General features: G+C 67.3%; 20 protein-coding genes. 8 read left to right on the forward strand and 12 right to left on the reverse strand.

What is annotated here, in order from left to right; translation table 11 throughout:
* The 5 genes from AWC03_RS03740 to AWC03_RS03760 are packed head-to-tail and all read right to left on the reverse strand — an operon-like array spanning position 1 to position 5,647.
* Positions 1-1,059: an acyl-CoA dehydrogenase family protein gene (locus tag AWC03_RS03740; protein WP_085239170.1), complete on the reverse strand. Its 1,059-nt coding sequence runs from the start codon at positions 1,057-1,059 to the stop codon at positions 1-3.
* 22 nt (positions 1,060-1,081) lie between these two features.
* The gene (locus tag AWC03_RS03745) at positions 1,082-1,912 is read right to left on the reverse strand and encodes an amidohydrolase family protein (RefSeq protein ID WP_085239171.1); all 831 of its coding nucleotides are present in this window, start codon (positions 1,910-1,912) and stop codon (positions 1,082-1,084) included.
* Entirely contained in the window at positions 1,893-3,560 is a 1,668-nt protein-coding gene (locus AWC03_RS03750) for an acyl-CoA synthetase (protein WP_085239172.1), read from the reverse strand. The genes AWC03_RS03745 and AWC03_RS03750 overlap by 20 nt, the downstream gene beginning before the upstream one ends.
* A gap of 11 nt (positions 3,561-3,571) precedes the next feature.
* A complete protein-coding gene (locus AWC03_RS03755) occupies positions 3,572-4,774 on the reverse strand; it encodes an amidohydrolase family protein (protein WP_085239245.1) in 1,203 nt (400 codons plus the stop codon).
* Between the two features lie 30 nt (positions 4,775-4,804).
* Complete coding sequence (locus AWC03_RS03760) at positions 4,805-5,647, reverse strand: enoyl-CoA hydratase (RefSeq protein ID WP_085239173.1); 843 nt, start codon at positions 5,645-5,647, stop codon at positions 4,805-4,807.
* A gap of 286 nt (positions 5,648-5,933) precedes the next feature.
* On the opposite strand from AWC03_RS03760, the gene mbp1 reads away from it, so the two are divergent.
* On the forward strand, positions 5,934-6,170 hold the full coding sequence (mbp1, locus tag AWC03_RS03765; protein ID WP_085239174.1) for a microaggregate-binding protein 1: 237 nt from the start codon (positions 5,934-5,936) through the stop codon (positions 6,168-6,170).
* A gap of 86 nt (positions 6,171-6,256) precedes the next feature.
* Here mbp1 and AWC03_RS03770 read toward each other — a convergent pair whose 3' ends face one another.
* The gene (locus tag AWC03_RS03770; RefSeq protein WP_085239175.1) at positions 6,257-7,264 is read right to left on the reverse strand and encodes a dihydrodipicolinate synthase family protein; all 1,008 of its coding nucleotides are present in this window, start codon (positions 7,262-7,264) and stop codon (positions 6,257-6,259) included.
* 44 nt (positions 7,265-7,308) lie between these two features.
* Complete coding sequence (locus tag AWC03_RS03775; protein WP_085239176.1) at positions 7,309-8,106, reverse strand: SDR family NAD(P)-dependent oxidoreductase; 798 nt, start codon at positions 8,104-8,106, stop codon at positions 7,309-7,311.
* Between the two features lie 221 nt (positions 8,107-8,327).
* On the opposite strand from AWC03_RS03775, the gene AWC03_RS03780 reads away from it, so the two are divergent.
* Entirely contained in the window at positions 8,328-9,140 is an 813-nt protein-coding gene (locus AWC03_RS03780) for a TetR/AcrR family transcriptional regulator (protein WP_085239177.1), read from the forward strand.
* A 14-nt stretch (positions 9,141-9,154) separates the two neighbouring features.
* Here the strand turns inward: AWC03_RS03780 and AWC03_RS03785 are convergent, their stop codons facing one another.
* Positions 9,155-10,048 carry an enoyl-CoA hydratase/isomerase family protein gene (locus AWC03_RS03785; RefSeq protein ID WP_085239178.1) on the reverse strand — a complete coding sequence of 298 codons (894 nt, stop codon included), beginning with the start codon at positions 10,046-10,048 and terminating at the stop codon, positions 9,155-9,157.
* Positions 10,045-10,752 (reverse strand): hotdog family protein, encoded by a 708-nt coding sequence (locus tag AWC03_RS03790; RefSeq protein ID WP_085239179.1) that lies wholly within the window; start codon positions 10,750-10,752, stop codon positions 10,045-10,047. Before AWC03_RS03790 ends, AWC03_RS03785 begins: the two co-directional genes overlap by 4 nt.
* Before the next feature lie 131 nt (positions 10,753-10,883).
* Between AWC03_RS03790 and AWC03_RS03795 the strand changes: the two genes are divergently transcribed.
* The 6 genes from AWC03_RS03795 to AWC03_RS03820 are packed head-to-tail and all read left to right on the forward strand — an operon-like array spanning position 10,884 to position 17,933.
* Positions 10,884-11,696, forward strand: a complete 813-nt coding sequence (locus AWC03_RS03795) for an enoyl-CoA hydratase/isomerase family protein (protein WP_085239180.1) — start codon at positions 10,884-10,886, stop codon at positions 11,694-11,696.
* 9 nt (positions 11,697-11,705) lie between these two features.
* Positions 11,706-12,518, forward strand: a complete 813-nt coding sequence (locus AWC03_RS03800; protein ID WP_085239181.1) for an enoyl-CoA hydratase/isomerase family protein — start codon at positions 11,706-11,708, stop codon at positions 12,516-12,518.
* Positions 12,509-13,309, forward strand: coding sequence for an enoyl-CoA hydratase/isomerase family protein (locus AWC03_RS03805; protein WP_085239182.1), 801 nt, complete (start codon positions 12,509-12,511; stop codon positions 13,307-13,309). The genes AWC03_RS03800 and AWC03_RS03805 overlap by 10 nt, the downstream gene beginning before the upstream one ends.
* The gene (locus tag AWC03_RS03810; protein WP_085239183.1) at positions 13,309-14,787 is read left to right on the forward strand and encodes a class I adenylate-forming enzyme family protein; all 1,479 of its coding nucleotides are present in this window, start codon (positions 13,309-13,311) and stop codon (positions 14,785-14,787) included. Before AWC03_RS03805 ends, AWC03_RS03810 begins: the two co-directional genes overlap by 1 nt.
* Positions 14,777-16,381 carry a class I adenylate-forming enzyme family protein gene (locus AWC03_RS03815; RefSeq protein WP_085239184.1) on the forward strand — a complete coding sequence of 535 codons (1,605 nt, stop codon included), beginning with the start codon at positions 14,777-14,779 and terminating at the stop codon, positions 16,379-16,381. Before AWC03_RS03810 ends, AWC03_RS03815 begins: the two co-directional genes overlap by 11 nt.
* On the forward strand, positions 16,374-17,933 hold the full coding sequence (locus AWC03_RS03820) for a class I adenylate-forming enzyme family protein (RefSeq protein ID WP_085239185.1): 1,560 nt from the start codon (positions 16,374-16,376) through the stop codon (positions 17,931-17,933). Before AWC03_RS03815 ends, AWC03_RS03820 begins: the two co-directional genes overlap by 8 nt.
* Here the strand turns inward: AWC03_RS03820 and AWC03_RS03825 are convergent.
* The 3 genes from AWC03_RS03825 to AWC03_RS03835 form a co-directional block, all read right to left on the reverse strand.
* Complete coding sequence (locus AWC03_RS03825) at positions 17,909-18,271, reverse strand: hypothetical protein (RefSeq protein ID WP_085239186.1); 363 nt, start codon at positions 18,269-18,271, stop codon at positions 17,909-17,911. The genes AWC03_RS03820 and AWC03_RS03825 overlap by 25 nt on opposite strands.
* A 69-nt stretch (positions 18,272-18,340) precedes the next feature.
* Positions 18,341-19,033, reverse strand: coding sequence for a GntR family transcriptional regulator (locus tag AWC03_RS03830; protein ID WP_085239187.1), 693 nt, complete (start codon positions 19,031-19,033; stop codon positions 18,341-18,343).
* A gap of 2 nt (positions 19,034-19,035) precedes the next feature.
* Positions 19,036-20,229, reverse strand: a complete 1,194-nt coding sequence (locus tag AWC03_RS03835) for an acyl-CoA dehydrogenase family protein (RefSeq protein WP_085239188.1) — start codon at positions 20,227-20,229, stop codon at positions 19,036-19,038.
* Positions 20,230-20,249 lie beyond the last annotated feature (20 nt).

Consider the following 20,249-nt stretch of genomic DNA (forward strand, 5'->3'; position numbering starts at 1 on the left):
CTACGCCGGCTGCGCCGCGCTCTCGCGGGCGGCCACGATCTCGGCCACCCGCTGGGCCGTGGCCCCCGGATCGCCTCCGGCCAGTGGCCATCCTCGGGCACGCACCAGATACGCCGTCGCCGCGGCCTCGGCCGAGACCCCGAGGCCGCCTTGGATATGGACCGCCATGGTCGCCGCCCTGGCTGCCTCCTCGGCCATGAAAACGAAGGCGGAGGGCGCCAATTCGGGGCGTTCGCCGGGTTCGTTGTCCAGGAACCAGGCGGCGCGGCGAGCCAGATTGCGTCCGCCCTGAACGGTGATGGCCATATTCGCCAGCGGATGCGAGATGGCCTGCAGCGTGGAGATCGGCACGCCCAGCGTGTATCGCGTCTTGGCGAATTCGGCCGCGATGGTCATGGTCTCCTCCACCAGCCCGACCAGCGCCGCCGCGGTCAGCAGCCGCCATTCGTCCAGTGCCAGCCGGTAACTCGCCAGGGCATCGGGGCCTGAGGCGACGACCTCACGGGTGTCGGCCGCCGCCGGATCGACCCAGACCATCGGCAGGCGGCCGATGTTGTCGACCTTCGCCGGGCGGGTGGCGAAGGTGAGGCGCACGACTTCGTCGCCCTCGCGGACGACGATGTGGTCGGCGATCGACCCCGAGGGAATCAACCGCGGGCCGCGCCCGGCGTCGATGCGCGGGTCCAGCGCGGCAAGCTGTTCGCCGTCGGCCACCCCGGCTGCGCCCTCACCCAGCGCGCCGAGTCGCCCCAGCAGCCGCGCGGTGCAGACATGGTCGATCCACGGAACCGGCGCCAGAGACCGGCCGATCTCCTCGGCCACCAGGGTGAGGTCGACCAGGGTCGCGCCGTCACCGCCGCAGGACTCCGGCAATGCCATCGTGGTCGCGCCCATCGCACACAACCTCTCCCACAGGTTCTTGTCGAAACCCGATGGCTCTGCGGCACGCACAGTTTCGATGGAGCAGTGCGCCTTGAAGAACTGCCCGTAGGCATTCTGCAGGGCCACATGGTCGTCGGACAGGCTGTAGTCCAGTCGGCGTAGTTCGAAGCGGTCCATCGTCAAGTGCTCCCGTTCTCGGTCAGGCGCGGTCGCCGAAGAAAAAGTCCTGCGCGTTGTTGTAAAGGTAGTTATCCAGCACGTCGGCCGGCAGATCAAGGGCACGGGCCTCGGGGATGACCCGCCGCATGGGCAGCACCGGCCAGTCGGACGCGTAGATCACCTTGTCGCGACCGCGCGTGCGCATGTAATGCAGCAGGCTCTCCGGCAGCCGCTTGGGCGACCACGCCGACGTCATGAGGCGCAGATTCGCGTACTTCAGCAGCAAGCGGATCGCGACGTCCCACCACGGGTCGGCGCCGTGGATCATGCACAGCCGCAGTTCGGGGAATCGGACGCACACCCGATCCAGATGCATGGGGTGCTGGACCTCGCCGGGTATGGGCGGTCCCGGGATCCCGGTGTTGATACAGAGCGGAAGGTCCAGTTCCGCGCATTTGGCGTAGAGCGGGTAGTACACGGCGTCGCTGGGCGGGTATTGGCCGTCGCCCCAAAAGCTCGGCCCCACCACGGTATACGCGACGGGCAGGTCACCTACGATCGCGGCGAGCAGGCGCAGCGACGGCACCGGGCGCAGCAGGTTGACCCCTCCCATGGCCAACGCGAACCGATCCGGTTTGGCTTCGGCGAATTTGCGCGCGGTCGTGGACGGGTTGGCGAGCGAGTCCATCAGGATCGCCTTCTGCACGCCCTGTTCGTCCATCTCGGCGAGCAACTCGGAGAGGTCGACCGGGGCGAACATCGACTCGGGGCCCTTGAAGTAGTCGTCCCTGACTTTGAGCATCCACGTCGGCTGAGATTCGGCCTCCCCGAAGTGGACGTTCACCAGGCAGTCAATCGCTTTGGTGTTCATGACTTCCTTCGGGTTCGTACCCTACCGGCGTGGCCACCGGAACGTGTTGAGTGGCTTGCTCTTTGGCCCAACGGTAGTTGGGCTTGCCGTTGCCGAGGCGTTCGATCTGCTCGACGAAGATGACGGCCTTGGGCGCCTTGAAATGGGCCAGTTGTGCCGTACACGCGCGGTAGAGGGTGTCCTGGGTGAGCCGCGCGTCGGGTTGCGTCGCGACCAGCGCGACTACCTCTTGGCCCCATCGCTCGCTTGGCCGCCCCACGACCAGGGCGTCGACGACACCCGGCTGCGCGCGCAGCACTTCTTCGACCTCCTCGACGAAAACCTTTTCGCCGCCGGTGTTGACGACCAGCGAATCACGGCCCAGCAGGCGGATGGTGCCGTCCTTCTCGAGCGATGCCCGGTCGCCGGGTATCACCACCCGCCGGCCCTCGATCTCGGGGAAGGTCCGTTGGGTCGCCTCGGCGTCACCGAAGTAGCCGAGCGGAATGCGGCCGGTCCGGGCGGCCCAGCCGACTTCTCGCTCACCGGGCTGCAGGAACCGGCTGCGGTCGGCCGACACCACGGTGGCCCCGGCCCTGGGTTGAAAGGTCTCGCTGGCGGTTCCCTCGCGGCTGTGCCCGAACGCCATGTTGCCGCTTTCCGACGACCCGTAGCCCTCGATGATGGTGATGTGCGGCAGACATTCCATCAGCGCGCGTTTGTGTTTCGCGTTCGTCGCGGCGCCTCCGGTGCCGATCGCGTGCAGCGAGGACAAGTCGTAGGAACCCGCGCGCAGCTCGGCGATCAGCGGGCCGGCGTACGCGTCGCCCACCATGGTCATCATGCCCACCTGCTCGCGCTCCGCGGTTTCCCACACCGAACGCACGTCCAGCCTGTTGCGGTCGTCGTAGAGCACCACGGGCAGGCCGGCGCACAGCGCGGAGAAGGCGGTCCACATGCCGGCGGCATGCATGAGCGGCGAGACGGCGAACCACGGCTGCCCGCCCGCGGCGACCTTGTCGTGGATCTCGGTGACGCTGGCATGATCGGCGCCCACCATCGACGACACGTACATGTCGCTCTGTCTCCACAGCACCCCCTTCGGGCGCCCCGTCGTCCCGCCGGTGCACATCATGATGAGGTCGTCGGGAGACCCGGTGTCCTCGCGGTGGAGGCTGACGGACGCCAGGGCGTCGTCGAGCGAGATCGCTTTCGGCAGTTGGGGAACCGCGCTGCCGTCGTCGATGGAGATCAACAACTCCGTCCCGATCGGCGGCAAGACGTCGGCGAACCGCGCACCGAGCGAGCGGTGGTAGATGATGCCCCGGGGGCGGACGTAGTCGAGCAGGTCGCGGATCTCCCTGGCCGAGTAGTGGTGGTTCACGTTCACCGGGACGGTGCGCGCCTTCAGGCACCCGATGACCATGTCGGGGTACAGGTCGTTGTACATGAGCAGCGCGATGCGATCCTGGCCGCACTCCCAGCGCCGCAAGTCCTCGCGGGCCGCGTAGACGCCGAAACCCTTCTCCTCGAGGTAGTTCGCCAATCGGTTGGTGCGGACCGCGGAATCGGAGAACGTGCTCTTGCGGTCGCCGCACACGGTCATCAGCCTGTCGGGCACGGCGTCGGCGATGGCGTCCAGAACCGCGCCCACAGTCCATTCACTCATGGCGCGGGCTGCTAAGCGGCCGACGGGATCGGGACGCCAAGCAGGTCGAGCGCATTGTCGCGCATCACTTTTCGGACGTCGGCTTCGTTGAAGCCATTGAGTTCCGCGACGAACGAGACCGGTGTCTCGAGGCCTTCGCCGTGCGGCCAGTCCGACCCGAACAGGATCTTGTCGATGCCGATGACGTTGGCCAGTTCGGGCAGATCGTCCTCGTAGTAGGGAGCGATCCACACGTTGTTGCGTAATTGCTCCACCGGGTCCTCGGGGAAATGCCGCGGGTAGTTGTTGGCGACCTTCTTCAGCCGCTTGATCAGCCGATGCACGAAGTAGGACCCGTTTTCGATGCTGACCGCCCTGAGCTTGGGGTGGCGGGTGAACACGCCGTGCACGATCATCGAGGCCATCGTGTCGTGGATGGCACGGTCGTCGAGGAGAACCTGATCCAATGGATCCTTGTCCCCGAATCCTTCGAAGGTCGCCTTGCCGCCCCACTGCGCCGCGATGTGCAGATACCCGCTGTCGCTGAGGTGAAAGCCCACCGGCACACCCGCCTCGGCAAGCCGGGCCCACACCGGGTCGTGACTCGGATCGCCCAGCGATCTCGGCTTCACCACACCGGGCACCGGCGCGGGCCGCACCAGCACCAGCTTGGCGCCTCGCGCCAGCACGAACTCAACCTCTTCTACCGCCTTGGCCGGGTCGGCCAGCGAGATGATGGGCGCGGCGATGATTCGGTGATCGGGCCGGTCGAAGCCCCAATCGTCGTCGAGCCACAGGTTGAACGCGTGCACCGAAGCCATCGTGGCCTCGATGTCGTGCTTGAGCGCCTCCTCGACGCCGCACGCGAAAGTCGGCAGCATGAACACCGTTTCGATGTCCTGGGTGTCCATCACCGCAACGCGCGCGTCACGGTTCTGGTACTCGGGGTGGCTGGCCAGCCGCTCGACCTTCATCAGCGAGGCGGGGTCGACCCCTTCGGGGATCTCGCCGCGGAACAACAGGTCCAGGCAGCCCGGCACGATGATCGGGTCAAAGGTCGGGTTGGGGATGAAATGGTTGACCCGATCTCCGATCACGGCCCAGGTGCGCTTGCCGTCGTTGAGCATCTGCACGCCCCGCCGCTTGAACTTCTTGTCCAGGTGGCGGGTGAAGGCGTCCAGCGGTTCGTAGTAGTGGTTGTCGACGTCGATCGCCTGGTAACCCAAGCTGGCCATGATCATCCTTTCCGGTGCTACCGGCGAGCACTAAGCGTCGGTCGGGTTGAGCGAGGGGAACTGCGGGGGGCGCTTCTCCAGGAAGCTGGTGATGCCTTCGATGACGTCCGGCCGTGGCATCGCCTCGTGCAGCAGGACCTCGGCGCGCGACGTGGCGTCCATGACGTCTCGAGTGGCGTCGCCGTATACCTGCCTCTTGATCACTTCCATCGACGCCGGTGAGCAGTTGCGGGCGATGTCCTCCGCGTACTCCAGCGCTCGCGTCATCAGATCCTCGGGAGCGACCACTTCCTTGACGAGGCCGAGCTCGGCCGCCTCCTCGGCGAGGAAGGTCCGGCCACTCAACAGCAGATCCAGGGCCGCGCCCCAGGTTGTCAGTCTCGGCAGGATCCAGGAGATGCCGAACTCGGCGATCAGTCCGCGGCGGGCGAAGACCGCGGCGAACTTGGCGCCGGCGGCCGCGAACCGTACGTCGCACATCAGCGCCTGGGTCAGGCCGATGCCGACGCAGGCGCCGTTGATGGCGACGACAACGGGCTTGCGCAGGGTGGTCACGAAATGCGGCGGGCGTTCCCCCACCAACTCGGCGAGGTTGGTCTTACTCGCCTTCTCCATCGTGTCGCCGTAGCTTGGTGCGGAATTCGGCGTGCCCAGATACGCACCGGCGCAGAATCCTTTGCCCCGGCCGGTCAGCACGACCACGCGGATGGCCGGATCCTGTTCGGCGCGGTCGATCGCGGCGTAAAAGCCGGCGGCCAGGTCCGGCCCCCAGGCGTTGAGGCGGTCCGGACGGTTGAAGGTCAGAATCGCGACGCCGCTACCGGTCGCCTCGTAGAGCACCGCGTCCCCGGAAGCGTCGTCCCTGCCGGACATCTCCCCCGCTACCTCCTCACGCGCAATTCCGGGTGTTTTGTACGCATACTGTATACCTATCGGTACCGTTTTCCACAACCGGCTCCACGCACCCACGCACCCCGGCCGAACAGCGGATTTCGGCTCGCTGAACCGCACGCATGACGGCCATCGGGGCGCCACTCGTCGCCCCGCGCGCAGCCCCGGTGTCCCACGTGTGGCGAGCACCACGGGCCGATCGCGTTTCCTCGTGCCGGCGAACAGGGAAAGCCAACACACATACCCACTACCAGGGAGGGAAATCGCAATGGTTGACATCAAGAGCGGCCCGGTCGAGTTGGTCCAGGGCGTCGTCGAAGCCGTCTTCGGCAAGGCCAAGGAAATCGTGGGCACGATCATCGGCCGCAACGATCTGGTCAACGAGGGCCAGGCGCAGCAAGACAAGGCCGACGCTCAGCGCAGCGCGGCGAAGAAGGAAGCCGCGGCCGAGAAGGCCCGCGGCAAGGCCAAGGCCGCTGAGGCGCGCGAGCGGGCCGAACAGTAAATCGCTGAGTTGAGGCCCGGTCACCGCGGTGGCCGGGCCTCCGATTTCCATGTGTGCAGTTGTGACGCAGCCGTTTTGGCCGCTCACTAGGCCTCGATGAGCCCCAGTCGGCGATAGGCGCTCTCGATCTGCGCCTTGGCCTCCGGCGGCAACTCCGCCTGGGGTGGCCGGGAATGCGGATAGGCACCTATCGGCAACCCGAGGAGCGAGGCGGCGTACTTGAACGCGCCACCCCAGTGAGTGAAATAATCCGGCCGGCCCGGGTAGCACGTCCACCAGGATCCGACGTCGAGGTCGAACTGGTCGAGGCCCGACTCGCGGCCGAAGTCCATCGCCTCGAGCAGCTTGTCGTTTTGCACCAAATCCCAGTACTGCGAGAACAATCGCCGCTGCGGCGTCTCGAAAAGATAGCCCGCCGTGCCCAGTTGCGCCGGACAGACGATCCCGTCGCGCAGCCAACCGGCGCGATACACCGTCTTGTCACATTCCCAGAGCGCCAGGCCGGGGGCCAGCTGATGGAGCATCCGGCTGTTCGCCGGCCGAAAAGCGCCCTCCTTGGTGGCACACACCGCGGGCACCTCGTCGTAGATCCGCGCGCTTTCGGCCGCGGTCAGCACGTAGCCGGACGACGGTGAGTTGAACATGCCCAGCGCGATGTCGGTACGCGAGGCAATGTAGTTGAAGAATCGCAGCACCCCCTCGCCGCCGTGCACCTCCATCATCGGCGTTTGGATATAGACGATGTCGGCGCCGGCTTGCTGGGCGTGCAATGTCAACTCCAGACAGTCCTTTGCGGTGATGGCCGCCGTGCAGGCTTGCACGACGACCTCGGGGTTGGCGGCACGCCCTTCCTCAATGGCGACCTCCAGCAAGCGTTTTCGCTCGTCGATCGTCAACGCCCAGAACTCCGAGAGGCCGCTGGTGCACCACAACATCGGATGCCCGAGGTCGCCTACGCAGTAACGAACCAGCGTCCGGTAGGCCTCCCAGTCGATGTCGTCGCCATCGGGCCCGCAGAACGGGGTATAGAGCGAGTCACCGATTCCCCGCAATGCGCCACGCGCCCACGCGCGGGCCTCGCTTGCCGTCGCCACAGTCGACTCCTTCCTTTCCGGCCGAGCCGTTGAGTTCCGGGCGGTCAGGTGAAGTCCGAACCGCCGTCGACGTTGATGTTGGCCCCCGTCATGTAGGAGTTGCGCCGTGAGGCGAGGAAGGCGACCACCGGCCCGATCTCCTCCGGCAGCCCCGCCCGCGGCATGTGCGCCGGATGGCCGAAGTGCTTGGCAATGGCGTCCATTAGCGCGTACGGATCGCCACCGTCGACACCCACGGATTCCGCCCAACCGACCAGCGACTCGGAGGCGATGCTGCCGGGCGAGACCACGTTGACCAGGATTTCGTCCTTGGCCAAGAACAGGGACAAGTTCTTGGAGACGCTGGTCAGCATCGACTTGGCCGCCGTGTAGGCGGGCAGCATGACACTCTGTCGCTGGGTCGAGTGCGCCGAGAAGTTGACGATCCGCGCCCAGTGCGCCTTGCGCAGCAGCGGAAGCGCCGCGCGGACGCAGCGCACCATCCCCATCACCCCGTCTTCGACGGCTTGGCGCCACTGTTCGTCGGTCAGATCGTCGAACGTGCCCGCCGCGCCCGGACCGACCGTATTGACAAGCACATTGAGTTCACCGCCCCATCGCCGGCCGAGGTCGGCGAATGCCTCCTCAACCCGCCCGGGGTCGGCGATGTCCGCGACGATGCCGACGGCGTCCGGGCTACCGCGTCCCGCCAGGTCCGCCACCGCGGAATCGAGGACGTCGCGACTGCGGCCCACCACCGCGACCCGGGCGCCCTCGTCGGCAAGGCAGCGGGCCGCCGCCAAACCCATCCCGCGGCTACCGCCGACTACTACCGTCGCGGCATTCGCCAGGCCTAGATCCATGGCAATTCCCGTGGCTCATCGGCTGACTCGGTCAATGGCTTCAGCCCGGTCATCGTCGCCCGCCCAGCCGTCGTTACCAAAAAGCCTACGATAGGTATTACAGTAGCAGAGGAAAAACGCACGGAACTGCCGGTTGACGTTCATCGTCGAGCGGCGACGAGCCTAGGTATGCGCAGGTGAGTTTGCCCGACTCTCCGACCGTACGCACAGGATACATCGTGATGGAGGTGCCCGTAGTGGCAAAGCAAGCTACCGCCGACAAGCGTCAACGGCGCGAACGCGGTTCCATCAACCCCGATGACATCATCAGTGGCGCATTTGAACTCGCAGAACAGGTATCGATCGACAACTTGAGCATGCCGCTGCTGGGCAAACATCTCGGCGTCGGTGTCACCAGCATTTACTGGTACTTCCGCAAGAAGGACGACTTGCTCAACGCGATGACCGACCGCGCATTGAGCAAGTATCGGTTCGCCACCCCCTACGTCGAGGCCAGCGACTGGCGCGAGACGTTGGCCAACCACGCGCGCCTGATGCGTAAAACCTTCATGGGCAACCCAATTCTGTGCGACCTGATTTTGATTCGCGCCGCGCTCAGCCCGAAGGCGGCGCGGCTGGGCGCCGAGGAGATGGAGAAGGCCATCGCCAACCTGGTCGAGGCCGGCCTGTCACCGGAGGACGCCTTCGACACCTACTCGGCGGTTTCTGTGCATGTCCGCGGCTCCGTGGTGCTGCAGCGGCTTTACGAGAAGAACCAATCCTCCGACGTGGGTGCGCGTGCCATCGAGGAGGCCGTCGCGATCGACCCCGAGAAGACCCCGCTGCTGGCCCAGGTAAGCCGGATCGGTCACCGGATCGGCGCTCCCGACGAAACCAACTTCGAGTACGGCCTTCGCTGCATCCTCGATCACGCCAGCCGGTTGATCGAGGAGGGCAAAGGACCGAAAGGCGGCAAGACAGCGCCGTCCCGGCCACGCAAGGCGGCCAAGTCGCCCGCGTCGCGCGCACGCACCAAGGCCCCGGCCGCACGCTAGCCGGACTCCGATTACTAGGCCTCGGGTTCCGGCACGTCGAAGTATTCGTCGCGGAGCCGGAACGCCTCCTTGGTCCCGTGCTGTGCGCGGGTCTTGACGAAGTTGAACTCCCCCGGCCCGAATTGCAGGTTGGTGCCAAAGGCGTGGAAGAGATAGCTCGCGACTTCCTCACCCTGGTATGCCTGGTTCTGTTCGACGAGGCGGAAAGCCTCCTTGGCGATGACCACCCCGTCGGCGGGCATCTTCGCTGCCTTCTCGGCCCAGTACCGCGCCCGCGCCGGGACGGCGGCGGAATCGCAGGTGTCGGTGAAGATTCCGAGGTGTTCGAGCTCGCCGGCCTCGACGATGTCGCCGGTCAGCAGCAGGCGCCGCGCCAGCACCGGGCCCAGCCGGTGGAAGAACATGTGCAGGCTGCCGAGCGCGGGGCCGAGGAAGCGGGTCGCCGGCATGCCGACCTTCGTGTCGCGCGCGATCACGGAGATGTCGGTCATCAGCGCCATCTCGAAGCCGCCGCCGAGCGCATAGCCGGTGATCTCGCCCACCGTGACCTTGGGAAAGCCCATGAAGTTGTGGTAGAAGCCAAAAGATTTGCGGTCCACGGTAAGTCGCCGGCGCTGACTGGGACGGCGCCGGCCCGACGCGTCGCCGGGCGTGGTCTTGTCGCCGTACCAGCCATAGGCGTTGTTCATGTCGGCCCCGGTGGAGAAGACGCCGCCGGCGCCGCGCAACAGCACCACCGTGAGGTCGTCGTCTTCGGCCACCCGATCCAGACAGCGGGCGATAGCGTCGCGCATGGCGGCGTCGTAGGAGTTGCGTTGCGCCGGATTGTTCAGCGTGATCGTGGCGATGCGGCGGTCGGGGTCCACCTCGAACAGCACGCGATCGTCCGAGGCGCTCGGGACTGTCATGTGTCGGACTCCCTTCGCCGCCTGCCGAATTGGAATCCGGCCAGCCTTTCCGGCGGTGACGCCAGGGTGTTCACCTCGCCGGTGCACAGCACTTCACCGTCGGATAGCAGCCGTGCCGTCGATGCGATGCCGCGTTCGACCTGCGAGCGGTTGATGTCGAACCGCAGCTCGGTCAACACCGGTGTCGGCCGGCGGAACGTCACGACCAGCGACCGCGTCTTGCCGGAAAGCCCCGTCCCGCAATTGTGGTGCTGGATCACGCAGTCGAAGAAGACGCCCAGGAACCCGCCGTGCACCGATCCCGGCGGGCCCTCGTAGACCAGCGGGAAGTTGACTCGCCCGGTTGCCCGGTCGGCATCGAGGCGGTCGAACCGATACTCCGGAAAGCACGGGTTGTAGGCGCCGATGTCGGTGGCGTGGTCGAGATAGACGCGCCGCGGATCGTCGGGGACGTCGCCGATTCGCGGCGCGTTGTCCACCGGGGCCGCGGCAGACAGTTCGCTCTCCCATTCCGCGAACTTCGCCACCATGGTGTCGACCGTGGGATGGGGATTTTCGAGCGCCAGCAGCAATGAGCTCAGCCGCCGCATGGCGCCGGCGGCGGCCATGGTCTGGGAGAGTGGCCGCTCGCCGAATCTGGCGGCACCTTGGCGCGTCGACTCCGGTCCGGTCCAGCCCTCCGCTCGCCCCTCCTGCACGGCCATGCATCTCCCTTTTCGATCGGGTTCCGGCCCGGCTATTTCCGGCGGCCGCGTACCCTGCTAACTTATACAGCGTATCAATCGTATTGCCTACTGTATGGGTAACCGTAACGGCAGAAAGGCCGGATTCGACGGTGAGTCAGGAGGCCGACGCGGCCGGCGCCGACGGTTCGGTGACAGTGCGCCGGGACGGCGCGGTGCTGCGGATAGCGCTCGATCGCCCATCCCGGCGTAACTCGTTGAGCCAGAGCATGATCAGCGCATTGGTCGAGGCGCTCGCCGCTGCCGCCGCCGATGATTCGCTGCGCGCCGTGCACATCCGTGGCGGCGAGGACTTCTGCGCCGGAGTGGACTGGGTCGCCACCAACGACCGGCAGCGTCCCCGCGCCGGCGACCTGGTCCGGCGGATCCCCCATGCCGCTCATCGCGTGATCGAGCTCATCGCCGGCATCCAGTTGCCGGTGCTCTGCAGTGTGCGGGGATGGGCCGCCGGCTTCGGCTGCAACCTCGCGCTGGCAGCCGACTTCACCGTGGCCGCCACCGACGCGGTGTTCTGGGAGCCCTTCGTGGACCGGGGCTTCAGCCCCGATTCGGGCGCCACCTGGCTGCTGCCCCGGCTGGTGGGACTGGCGCGGGCCAGGCGAATGCTGCTGCTGGGCGAGAAGGTCAGCGCGCGGGATGCGGCCGATTGGGGATTGATCCACCAAGCGGTCGGCCCCTCCCAGCTCGACGACGCGGCCGAGGACTTACTCGAGCGGCTCGCCTCCGGGCCGACGGTGGCGATCGGGCTGACCAAGCAGGCACTGGGCTTCGGCCACGACGCAACGCTGAGTCAGACCATGACCCAGGAGCTGTTCAATCTGGAACTGGCCTGCCGGACAGCGGATTTCAAAGAAGGTCTGGAAGCCTTCCGGCAACGACGCGGCCCGAAATTCCAGGGCCGGTGAGGGAGCAGGATGCCTACTGACTCGTTCGACACCATCGACTACGACGTCGACGGGCATACCGCCACCATCACCCTGAATCGCCCGGACGCCCTCAACGCGCTCAGCCCGCACATGATCACCGAACTGCGGGCCGCCTATGAGGAGGCCGAGAACGACGACCGGGTGTGGCTCACCATCGTGACCGGCACCGGACGCGCGTTCTGCACGGGCGCCGACGTCAAGGCCATCCCCGAAGACGGCAAGGTGATCTACGAGCGCCCGTACCTGTCGACCTACGACCAATGGGAGGCGCCGCAGGAGGGCACTCCACCGTTTCGCACGACCGCCAAGCCCGTACTCACCGCGGTCAATGGTCTGTGCTGTGGCGCCGGCATGGACTGGGTCACCACATCGGACATCGTGATCGCCTCGGAGCAAGCCACTTTCTTCGATCCGCACGTGAGCATCGGCCTGGTAGCGGGACGGGAGATGGTGCGGGTGTCGCGCGTGCTGCCCCGGTCCATTGCCCTGCGGATGGCGCTGATGGGCAAGCACGAGCGGATGAGCGCACAACGCGCCTACGAACTCGGATTGATCAGCGAAATCGTCGAGCACGACCGGCTCCTGGAGCGGGCGCACGAGATAGCCGGCATCGTCAACTCCAATGCGCCGCTGGCGGTTCGGGGAACTCGGCTGGCCATCGTCAAGGGCCTCAATGTGCCGCTGCACGAAGCCGAGATCATGGCCGAGACGTTCCGCGAGCGGGTATTGCGCACCGAGGACGCGGCCGAGGGGCCGAAGGCCTTCGTGGAGAAGCGCAAGCCGGATTGGCAATGCCGATGACGTTCGAAACCATCGTCCTCGAGGTGGACGAGACCGACCGGGTCGCGACCATCACGCTGAACCGGCCCAGACAGCTCAACGCGTTCAACCGCACCATGTGCGAGGAGATGGCCCGCGCCTGGCGCATGGTCAAACTCGACGATTCGGTCAACGCGGTGGTATTGCGGGCGGCCGGTGACCGCGCGTTCAGCGCCGGCCTGGACGTCAAGACGGCCTACGGGCAGCCCGAAAACATCTGGAACCACGAGGATCCCGGCGAGGCGCTCAGCCCCAAGTGGCAGAAGATGTGGAAACCGGTCGTGTGCGCCGTTCGGGGCATCTGCACCGCGGGCGCGTTCTACTTCGTCAACGAATCCGATGTCGTCATCTGCTCGGAGGATGCGACGTTTTTCGACTCACACGTCTCCGCCGGCCTGGTGTGCGCATTGGAGCCGATCGGCCTGATGAGGCGCATCGGCCTGGGCGAGACGCTGCGCATCGTCCTGATGGGCAACGACGAGCGGGTCAGCGCCGGCACCGCGCTACGGATCGGATTGGTTTCGGAGGTCGTCCCCGCCGAGCGGCTCTGGGATCGTGCGCACGAAATCGCCGCGACCATCGCCGCGAAGCCGCCGACCGCAACGCAAGGCACGGTGAAGGCGATTTGGGAATCGCTCGACAAACCGTATCGCGCGGCCATGGAGCAAGGGCTGATCTACACCCGCCTGGGCAATCCGCTCGGCACGGCGGAGCTCGCCGCCCAGAGGAACTCCGGCGGCGAAGGCGCCGAGGGCGGTCCGAAGACGCGCTGATGGCCCCGCACCCCCTCAGCCAACGCATCGCCGATGTCCTGGATCTGCGGCCAGACGCGCACGCCATCGAGTATGAGCGGCAATGGATCCCCTGGGCTCGCGTCAGCGCGTCGGCACGGCGCATCGCCGACCTGACCGCCGGCGCCGAGGTCGGGATGCTGCTGCGCAACCGCCCGGGTCAGGTGGCGGCCTTCCTCGGGGTGTTGTTGGGCGGCGGCACCGTGGTCGTCATCAACCCCGCCCGTGGTGATGAGCGCACCCGCGCGGACATCGCCGGGTTGCGGACGCCGCTGATCATCGGGGAGCACGACGACCTGACGGCGCTGGCGCCCCCGACGACGGGGATGACCGCCGTGCCGGTCCCGGGCCGGTTAGACGATTCCGAGGGTGACCGCGTGACGAATCCGCTCGTGGCGCCGGCCAACCCGCGGCCCGGCGTCGCGGTGCGCATGCTCACCAGCGGTACCACGGGACCGCCCAAACGAATCGACCTCGGCTACGACATGCTCGCGCGCAGTGTGATGGGCGCCGAGGCCGATCGCTCCCCGGCGCCCACGGAACTGCGGCGTGGAGTCGCGATCGTCAGCTCGCCGCTGGTGCACATCGGCGGCGTGTTCCGCGTGCTGCAATGCATCGCCGAGGCAAGGCCGTTTGCACTCCTCGAGCGATTCGAGCTGGATGCATGGGCCGACGCGGTACGCAGGCACCGGCCGCGCACGGTCTCGCTGGTACCGGCGGCCCTGCGGACGGTGTTGCACTCCGACGTGCCGCGGGCCGATCTGGCGAGCATCCGCGCCGTCACCTGCGGTACCGCCCCGCTGACGGCCGACGACGCCGACGCCTTCACCGACAGGTACGGCATTCCGGTGCTGACCTCCTACGCGGCAACGGAATTCGGCGGGGGGGTCGCCGGCTGGACCCTGCCCGATTACGAGCGGTACTGGGCCGCCAAACGGGGCAGCGTCGGTCGCGCCAACCCCGGGGCACAGCTGCGGGTGGTGACTGAGGACGGCGCGCCGCTCGGACCCGACCAGGTCGGTCTGCTCGAAGTCAAGCCGAGCCAGCTGGGGCCGTCGGCCCGGTGGATGCGGACCACGGATATGGCGCGCATCGACGCGGACGGCTTCCTCTGGATCGTCGGGCGCGCCGACCAGGCGATCATCCGCGGAGGGTTCAAGGTGATGCCCGACGACGTCCGCTCCGCCCTGGAGAGCCACCCCGCGGTGGCCGGCGCCGCCGTCGTCGGGCGAGCCGACGAGCGCCTGGGCGCGACGCCGGTCGCCGTGGTGGAGCTGCGCGAGCCCGGCTCCACCGAACCCGTGGCGCTCGTGGAATACCTGCGAACGCGGCTGGCGCGCTACGAGATTCCCACCGAGATCGCCGTCGTCGACGCCATCCCCCGGACACCGTCGGGCAAAGCCGACCTGGGCGCGGTCCAGCGTTTCTTCAGCGCATCCCACGGCGATCATGCCCGTTGACACCGCGACCGTCGGCGAGGTCCTGAAACATCAGGCCCGTTCGCGGGGCGACCACCCTCTGCTCGTCTGCGACGAGGACCGGATCAGTTACAGCGACGCCGAGGCCCGCTCGGGCGAGCTGGCCCGCGGCCTGATCGCCGCCGGCGCGGGTAAGGGCACCCACGTGGGCCTGCTCTATCCCAACGGCCCGGAGTTCGTTGTCGCGATGTTGGCCGCGGCCCGGGTCGGCGCCGTGGTGGTCCCGTTCTCCACATTCGTCACCGCCCGCGAATTGCGCGAGCAACTGCTCGACAGCGACGTCGAAATCCTGCTGAGCGCGCCGTCTTTCCGCACGCATGACTACGTGCAACGGCTCGAGCAGCTGCTGTCGGATCCCGACTTCGAATCCGACCGCCGGTTGTTCTCGCCGGCCACACCACAACTGCGGCAGGTCGGCATCAGCTACCGCCCCGATGCGGTGCGGCGCGTCCGCGACATCGGCCGGTTCTACCGGCTGGCCGCCACCGTGGACCGCGAGCTGTTGGCGGCGACCCAGGACGACGTCCGCGGTTGCGATCCCCTGGCCATCGTCTACACGTCGGGCTCCACCAGCTCCCCCAAGGGTGCGGTGCACACCCACGCCGGGCTACTGGGACATCAGCGCAATCTCAACGAGATTCGCGGTCTCACGCCGGACGACAAGCTGTTCTGCAATTCCCCCTTCTTCTGGATCGGCGGCTTCGCGTTCGGGCTGCTCGCCACGTTGGTCGCCGGTTCGACGCTGGTGTGCTCCAACGCGAGCGATGCCGGTGAGACGCTCGACGTGCTGGAAGCCGAACGACCCACCATGACCAACGGGTTCAGCGCCGGGATCGCTCACCTGACCGATCACCGAAGCTTCCCGCAACGCGACCTGTCATCGATGCGGCGGGGCAACCTGTACCCGATCATGGCGCCCGGAGTTCGACCGGCCGACCCGGAGCTGCGGCACAACATGCTAGGCATGACCGAAGCCGGCAGCGTCGTGCTGCTCAGCGGCGACGAAACCGATCAACCCGAGATTCGGCGCGGGTCGTTCGGCAAGCCGGCACCCGGCTTCGACACCAAGGTCATCGACACCGAAACCGGGGAAACGGTGGCGGCAGGCGATGCCGGCGAACTGTGCATCCGCGGACCGTATCTGATGCAGCGCTACTACGGACGCAGCCGCGAGGAGTGCTTCGATGCCGACGGCTGGTTCCACAGCGGCGATTTGGTGCGTGTCGACGCCGACGGATTCTTCTACTACCTCGGCCGGCTCGGCACGATGATCAAGACGGCCGGCGCCAACGTCTCGGCGGCCGAAGTCGAACGGGCCATCGCCAGGGTCACCGGCGGGCTGACGGCCCACGTCGTGGGCGTCCCCGATGCCCGGCGCGGCCAGCTCGTCGCGGCGGCCGTGGTGGTTCCGGACGGCGCCGCCTTCGACGCGGCGGCGTTACGCGACCGGCTGAAGGCGGAACTGTCCTCCTACAAGATCCCCCGGCGCTTCGTCGCCGTGCCGCGCTCCCAGCTCCCGTTGCTGTCCAGCGGCAAAGTGGACATGCGACGTCTGAGGGACCTCCTCGATGCCTGAGCCGACCGCCCCGGGCACCGTCGACGAGCTCGTGCGTGCCCGCGCCGCCAGCCATGGGGACAAAGCGATGGTGGTCGACCCGACGTCGCGAACCAGCTACCGCCAACTCGACACGGTGACAAAGGAACTCGCCGCGGTGTTCGTCGACGCCGGCGTCGGCAAGGGCACGCGGGTCGGTCTGATCATGCCCAACGGAGCTCGCTGGGTGGAGGTGGCCATCGCCCTGGCGCGGGTGGGCGCCGTGCTGGTTCCGCTGAGCACGCTCCTGACTTCGCGGGAGCTGGGCGCCCAACTGCGGGCCGCCGCGGTGCAATTCCTGGTCAGCGTCGAGGAGTTCCGCGGGCACCGCTACCTCGACGACCTCGCGCCGCGGACCGAGCTTCCCGCCCTGCGTCAGGTCTGGACGGCCGACCGGCTCGTCGGCGCGACCGCCGGCGGTCGGGCCCGCCGACTCGTCGACGCCCTGACGGAAAGGGTCAGGGCCGCTGACCCGTTGGTCATCATGTTCACCTCCGGCAGCAGTGGGCCGCCGAAGGGAGTCGTGCACTCTCACGGCAGCGCGCTCGGCGCGGTCTTCTCGGGCCTGGCCGCGCGCTGCATCACCCCCGACACCCGTCTGTATCTTCCGATGCCGTTCTTCTGGGTGGGCGGCTTCGGCAGTGGAATCCTGTCCACGCTGTTGGCCGGCGCCACCCTGGTGACCGAGCAGATCCCGCGGCCCGAGACGACGCTGCGACTGCTGGAATCCGAGCGGGTGACGCTGTTTCGCGGCTGGCCCGACCAAGCCGAGACGCTCGCGCGCCACGCCGCCACGGTCGGCGCCGATCTGTCGGCCCTGCGGCCCGGGAGCCTGCAGGCCCTGCTGCCGCCCGGCGAACGGGCCCAGCCCGGCGCCCGCGCCACGCTGTTCGGCATGACCGAGGCGTTCGGTCCGTACTGCGGCTATCAGGCCGACACCGACATGCCCGAGACCACGTGGGGCAGCTGCGGAAAGCCCTTCCCCGGCATGGAGGTTCGCATCGTCGACCCCGACGGCGGCGAGCCCGTCCCGGCCGAAACGGTGGGCATGATCCAGATTCGGGGACCGCACACGCTGCGCGGCATCTGCGGGCGCGGCCGAGAGGACGTGTTCACCGCCGACGGCTTCTACCCCACCGGCGACCTGGGCCGCCTCGACGGGGAGGGGTTCCTGTTCTACCACGGACGCTGCGACGACATGTTCAAGGTCAGCGGCGCCACCGTCTATCCCGGCGAGGTCGAACGTGCGCTGCGCACCATCGACGGCGTCCAGAGCGCCTTCGTCACCAACGTTCCCGGAACGGTGGGCGAAAGGGTGGGTGCGGCCGTGGTGTGCGATGGACCGCTGACGGCCGACCGGCTGACCGGAGACGCGCGAAAGCTGCTGAGCACCTTCAAGGTCCCCACGGTCTGGCTGCTGCTGGAATCCGACGACGACATCCCGCGCGGAGGAACCGGCAAGGTCGATCTAGCTCGACTGCGGGCGATCCTCAGCGACGCGAATCGGCCTCAGGAGACCCGCGTCCAAGGCTGACAGTTCTGCGACTCGAAGGCCTTGACCGAGGTGTTGATGTTCGCGTACATCGGACCGATCGACGTATTCGTCTGCAGCACATGGTCCTTGTTCGCATCGGGCGTGCTGTAGGTGAACCACGAGCACATCGAGTCCTGGGTGGGCACATTGTTTATCCAGACACCGAAGACCGATGCCGACCCACCCGTGTGGTAAAGGCCCGGGGCGATGTCGGGCCCCACGATGAACACGCCATTGCCGGGAATCGGGTCGAGCGGCTCGGCGACGGCCGGCGGCGCGAGGGCGAGGACTGTCACAGCCGACGCGAACAAGGCCGACGCGCGAATCCTTCGGGGCACTTTTCCTCGCTCTGTGTTGTTGCCCCCTTGGAGGGCAGCCTATGCCGACCCGGGCGCGCAAAACAACAGTTAGCCGGACCGCTCAGGGCTCGCCTCGACGACGACGCCACGCGCGGTGAGGTGCTCGATCAACGGAACGGCGCCCGCGGCGAGGTGTTGCTCCATCGCCGCGCGCGCGAGCTTCTCGTCGCGCTTTTTGAGCGCGGACAAGATGCGGCGGTGGTCCCTCATCGACTGTTCGGGCCAGCCTTGGATGGCGGGAAACACCGATTCCGGTGCGTAGCGGGTGATCTGCGACATCAGCTGCGCGAGCTTCGGCGAGTCCGCCGCGACGTTGATGGCGCGATGGAATTGATGGTTGAGGCGCACCGTGCGCTCGTCCTCGTCACCGGCGTAGGCGTCTTCGAGTTCCGTCTGAATCTGTTTCAGCTCGCGCAGTTGGTCGTCGGTGATGTTGCTCGCGGCCCGCGCCGCGAGTTCGCCACCGACATGAGCCTGCACGTTCGCCACGTCGGTGACGTCGCGACCGGTCACCGGCAACACCATGAAGCCCCGCCGCGGCTGCTGGGCGATCAGGCCCTCCGCACGCAGGGCGAAGAGCGCTTCCCGCACCGGTGTGACGCTGATTCCCAGCTCGGCGGCCACCTGGTCCAAACGGACGTAGGACCCCGCGAGGTAGGTGCCATCGAAGATCCGCCGGCGGATCAAGCCCGCGACGTCGTCGGAAAGCTGCGGTCGCGCCGCGAAATCCGGAACCGTCACCGCTACACCTGATACTCGGCGAGCAGCCGCTTGCTGATGATGGACTTCTGGATTTCGCTGGTTCCCTCTCCGATGAGCAGGAACGGCGCGTCACGCATCAGCCGCTCGATCTCGTATTCCTTGGAATAGCCGTAGCCACCGTGGATCCGGAAGCTCTGCTGCGTGACCTCGGTGCAGTATTCGCTGGCGAGGTACTTCGCCATCCCGGCGGCGACATCGTTGCGCTCTCCCGAATCCTTCAGCCGCGCCGCGTTGACCATCATCAGGTGTGCCGCTTCGATCTTGGTGGCCATCTCGGCCAGCTGGAACGCGATGGCCTGGTGCTCGGCGATGGGCTTGCCGAAGGTGTGGCGCTGCTGGGCGTAGCGCACGGCGAGCTCGAAGGCGCGGATGCCGACACCACACGCCCGGGCCGACACGTTGACCCTGCCGACTTCGATGCCGTCCATCATCTGGAAGAACCCCTGCCCGGGAGTGCCGCCCAGAACGTCGTCGGCGCCGGCCCGGTAGCCGTCGAAGATGAGTTCGGTGGTGTCGATCCCCTTGTAACCCAGCTTGTCGATCTTGCCGGGTATCACCAGCCCGGGCACGACTTCGCCGAAACCCGTTGGCTTCTCGACCAGGAACGCGGTCAGGTTCCGGTGCGGCTTGTCGGCGCCTTCGTCGGTGCGGACCAGGACGGCGATCAGCGTCGAGCTGCCCCCGTTGGTCAGCCACATCTTTTGCCCGTCGATGACGTAGTCGCCATCGGGCTGGCGCCGGGCCCGCGTCCGGATCGCGGCGACATCGGAGCCCAGCTCAGGCTCCGACATCGAGAAGGAGCCGCGCGTCTCGCCGGTCGCCATCCGCGGCAGGAACCGCTGCTTCTGCGCGTCGGTGCCGTGCTGGCGCAGCATGTAGGCCACGATGAAGTGGGTGTTGAGCACCCCCGACACGCTCATCCAGCCGCGCGCCAGCTCCTCGACGCACAGCGCGTACGTCAGCAGCGACTCCCCCAGGCCGCCATACTCCTGGGGAATCATCAGCCCGAACAGGCCCATGTCGCGCATCCGGTCGACGATGTCCTGCGGGTAGGTGTCGCCGCGTTCCAGCTCCGCGGCGTTGGGGATGACTTCCTTTTCGACGAATTGCCGCACCGTGTCGATGATCTCGGTCTGGAACTCGGTGAGGCCGAGGGTCTGGGCGAGTTTGGTCATGCGTCGTCTTTCCGTTTCGG

Source organism: Mycobacterium europaeum (genome assembly GCF_002102155.1).
Taxonomy (GTDB): domain Bacteria; phylum Actinomycetota; class Actinomycetes; order Mycobacteriales; family Mycobacteriaceae; genus Mycobacterium; species Mycobacterium europaeum.

Excerpts from the sequence above, each read along its gene's own strand:
- AWC03_RS03740 (WP_085239170.1), bottom strand. The coding sequence starts at position 1,059 with ATGGACCGCTTCGAACTACGCCGACTGGACTACAGCCTGTCCGACGAC.
- AWC03_RS03745 (WP_085239171.1), bottom strand. The coding sequence starts at position 1,912 with ATGAACACCAAAGCGATTGACTGCCTGGTGAACGTCCACTTCGGGGAG.
- AWC03_RS03750 (WP_085239172.1), bottom strand. The coding sequence starts at position 3,560 with ATGAGTGAATGGACTGTGGGCGCGGTTCTGGACGCCATCGCCGACGCC.
- AWC03_RS03755 (WP_085239245.1), bottom strand. The coding sequence starts at position 4,774 with ATGGCCAGCTTGGGTTACCAGGCGATCGACGTCGACAACCACTACTAC.
- AWC03_RS03760 (WP_085239173.1), bottom strand. The coding sequence starts at position 5,647 with ATGTCCGGCAGGGACGACGCTTCCGGGGACGCGGTGCTCTACGAGGCG.
- mbp1 (WP_085239174.1), top strand. The coding sequence starts at position 5,934 with ATGGTTGACATCAAGAGCGGCCCGGTCGAGTTGGTCCAGGGCGTCGTC.
- AWC03_RS03775 (WP_085239176.1), bottom strand. The coding sequence starts at position 8,106 with ATGGATCTAGGCCTGGCGAATGCCGCGACGGTAGTAGTCGGCGGTAGC.
- AWC03_RS03780 (WP_085239177.1), top strand. The coding sequence starts at position 8,328 with ATGGAGGTGCCCGTAGTGGCAAAGCAAGCTACCGCCGACAAGCGTCAA.
- AWC03_RS03785 (WP_085239178.1), bottom strand. The coding sequence starts at position 10,048 with ATGACAGTCCCGAGCGCCTCGGACGATCGCGTGCTGTTCGAGGTGGAC.
- AWC03_RS03790 (WP_085239179.1), bottom strand. The coding sequence starts at position 10,752 with ATGGCCGTGCAGGAGGGGCGAGCGGAGGGCTGGACCGGACCGGAGTCG.
- AWC03_RS03800 (WP_085239181.1), top strand. The coding sequence starts at position 11,706 with ATGCCTACTGACTCGTTCGACACCATCGACTACGACGTCGACGGGCAT.
- AWC03_RS03805 (WP_085239182.1), top strand. The coding sequence starts at position 12,509 with ATGCCGATGACGTTCGAAACCATCGTCCTCGAGGTGGACGAGACCGAC.
- AWC03_RS03810 (WP_085239183.1), top strand. The coding sequence starts at position 13,309 with ATGGCCCCGCACCCCCTCAGCCAACGCATCGCCGATGTCCTGGATCTG.
- AWC03_RS03815 (WP_085239184.1), top strand. The coding sequence starts at position 14,777 with ATGCCCGTTGACACCGCGACCGTCGGCGAGGTCCTGAAACATCAGGCC.
- AWC03_RS03820 (WP_085239185.1), top strand. The coding sequence starts at position 16,374 with ATGCCTGAGCCGACCGCCCCGGGCACCGTCGACGAGCTCGTGCGTGCC.
- AWC03_RS03835 (WP_085239188.1), bottom strand. The coding sequence starts at position 20,229 with ATGACCAAACTCGCCCAGACCCTCGGCCTCACCGAGTTCCAGACCGAG.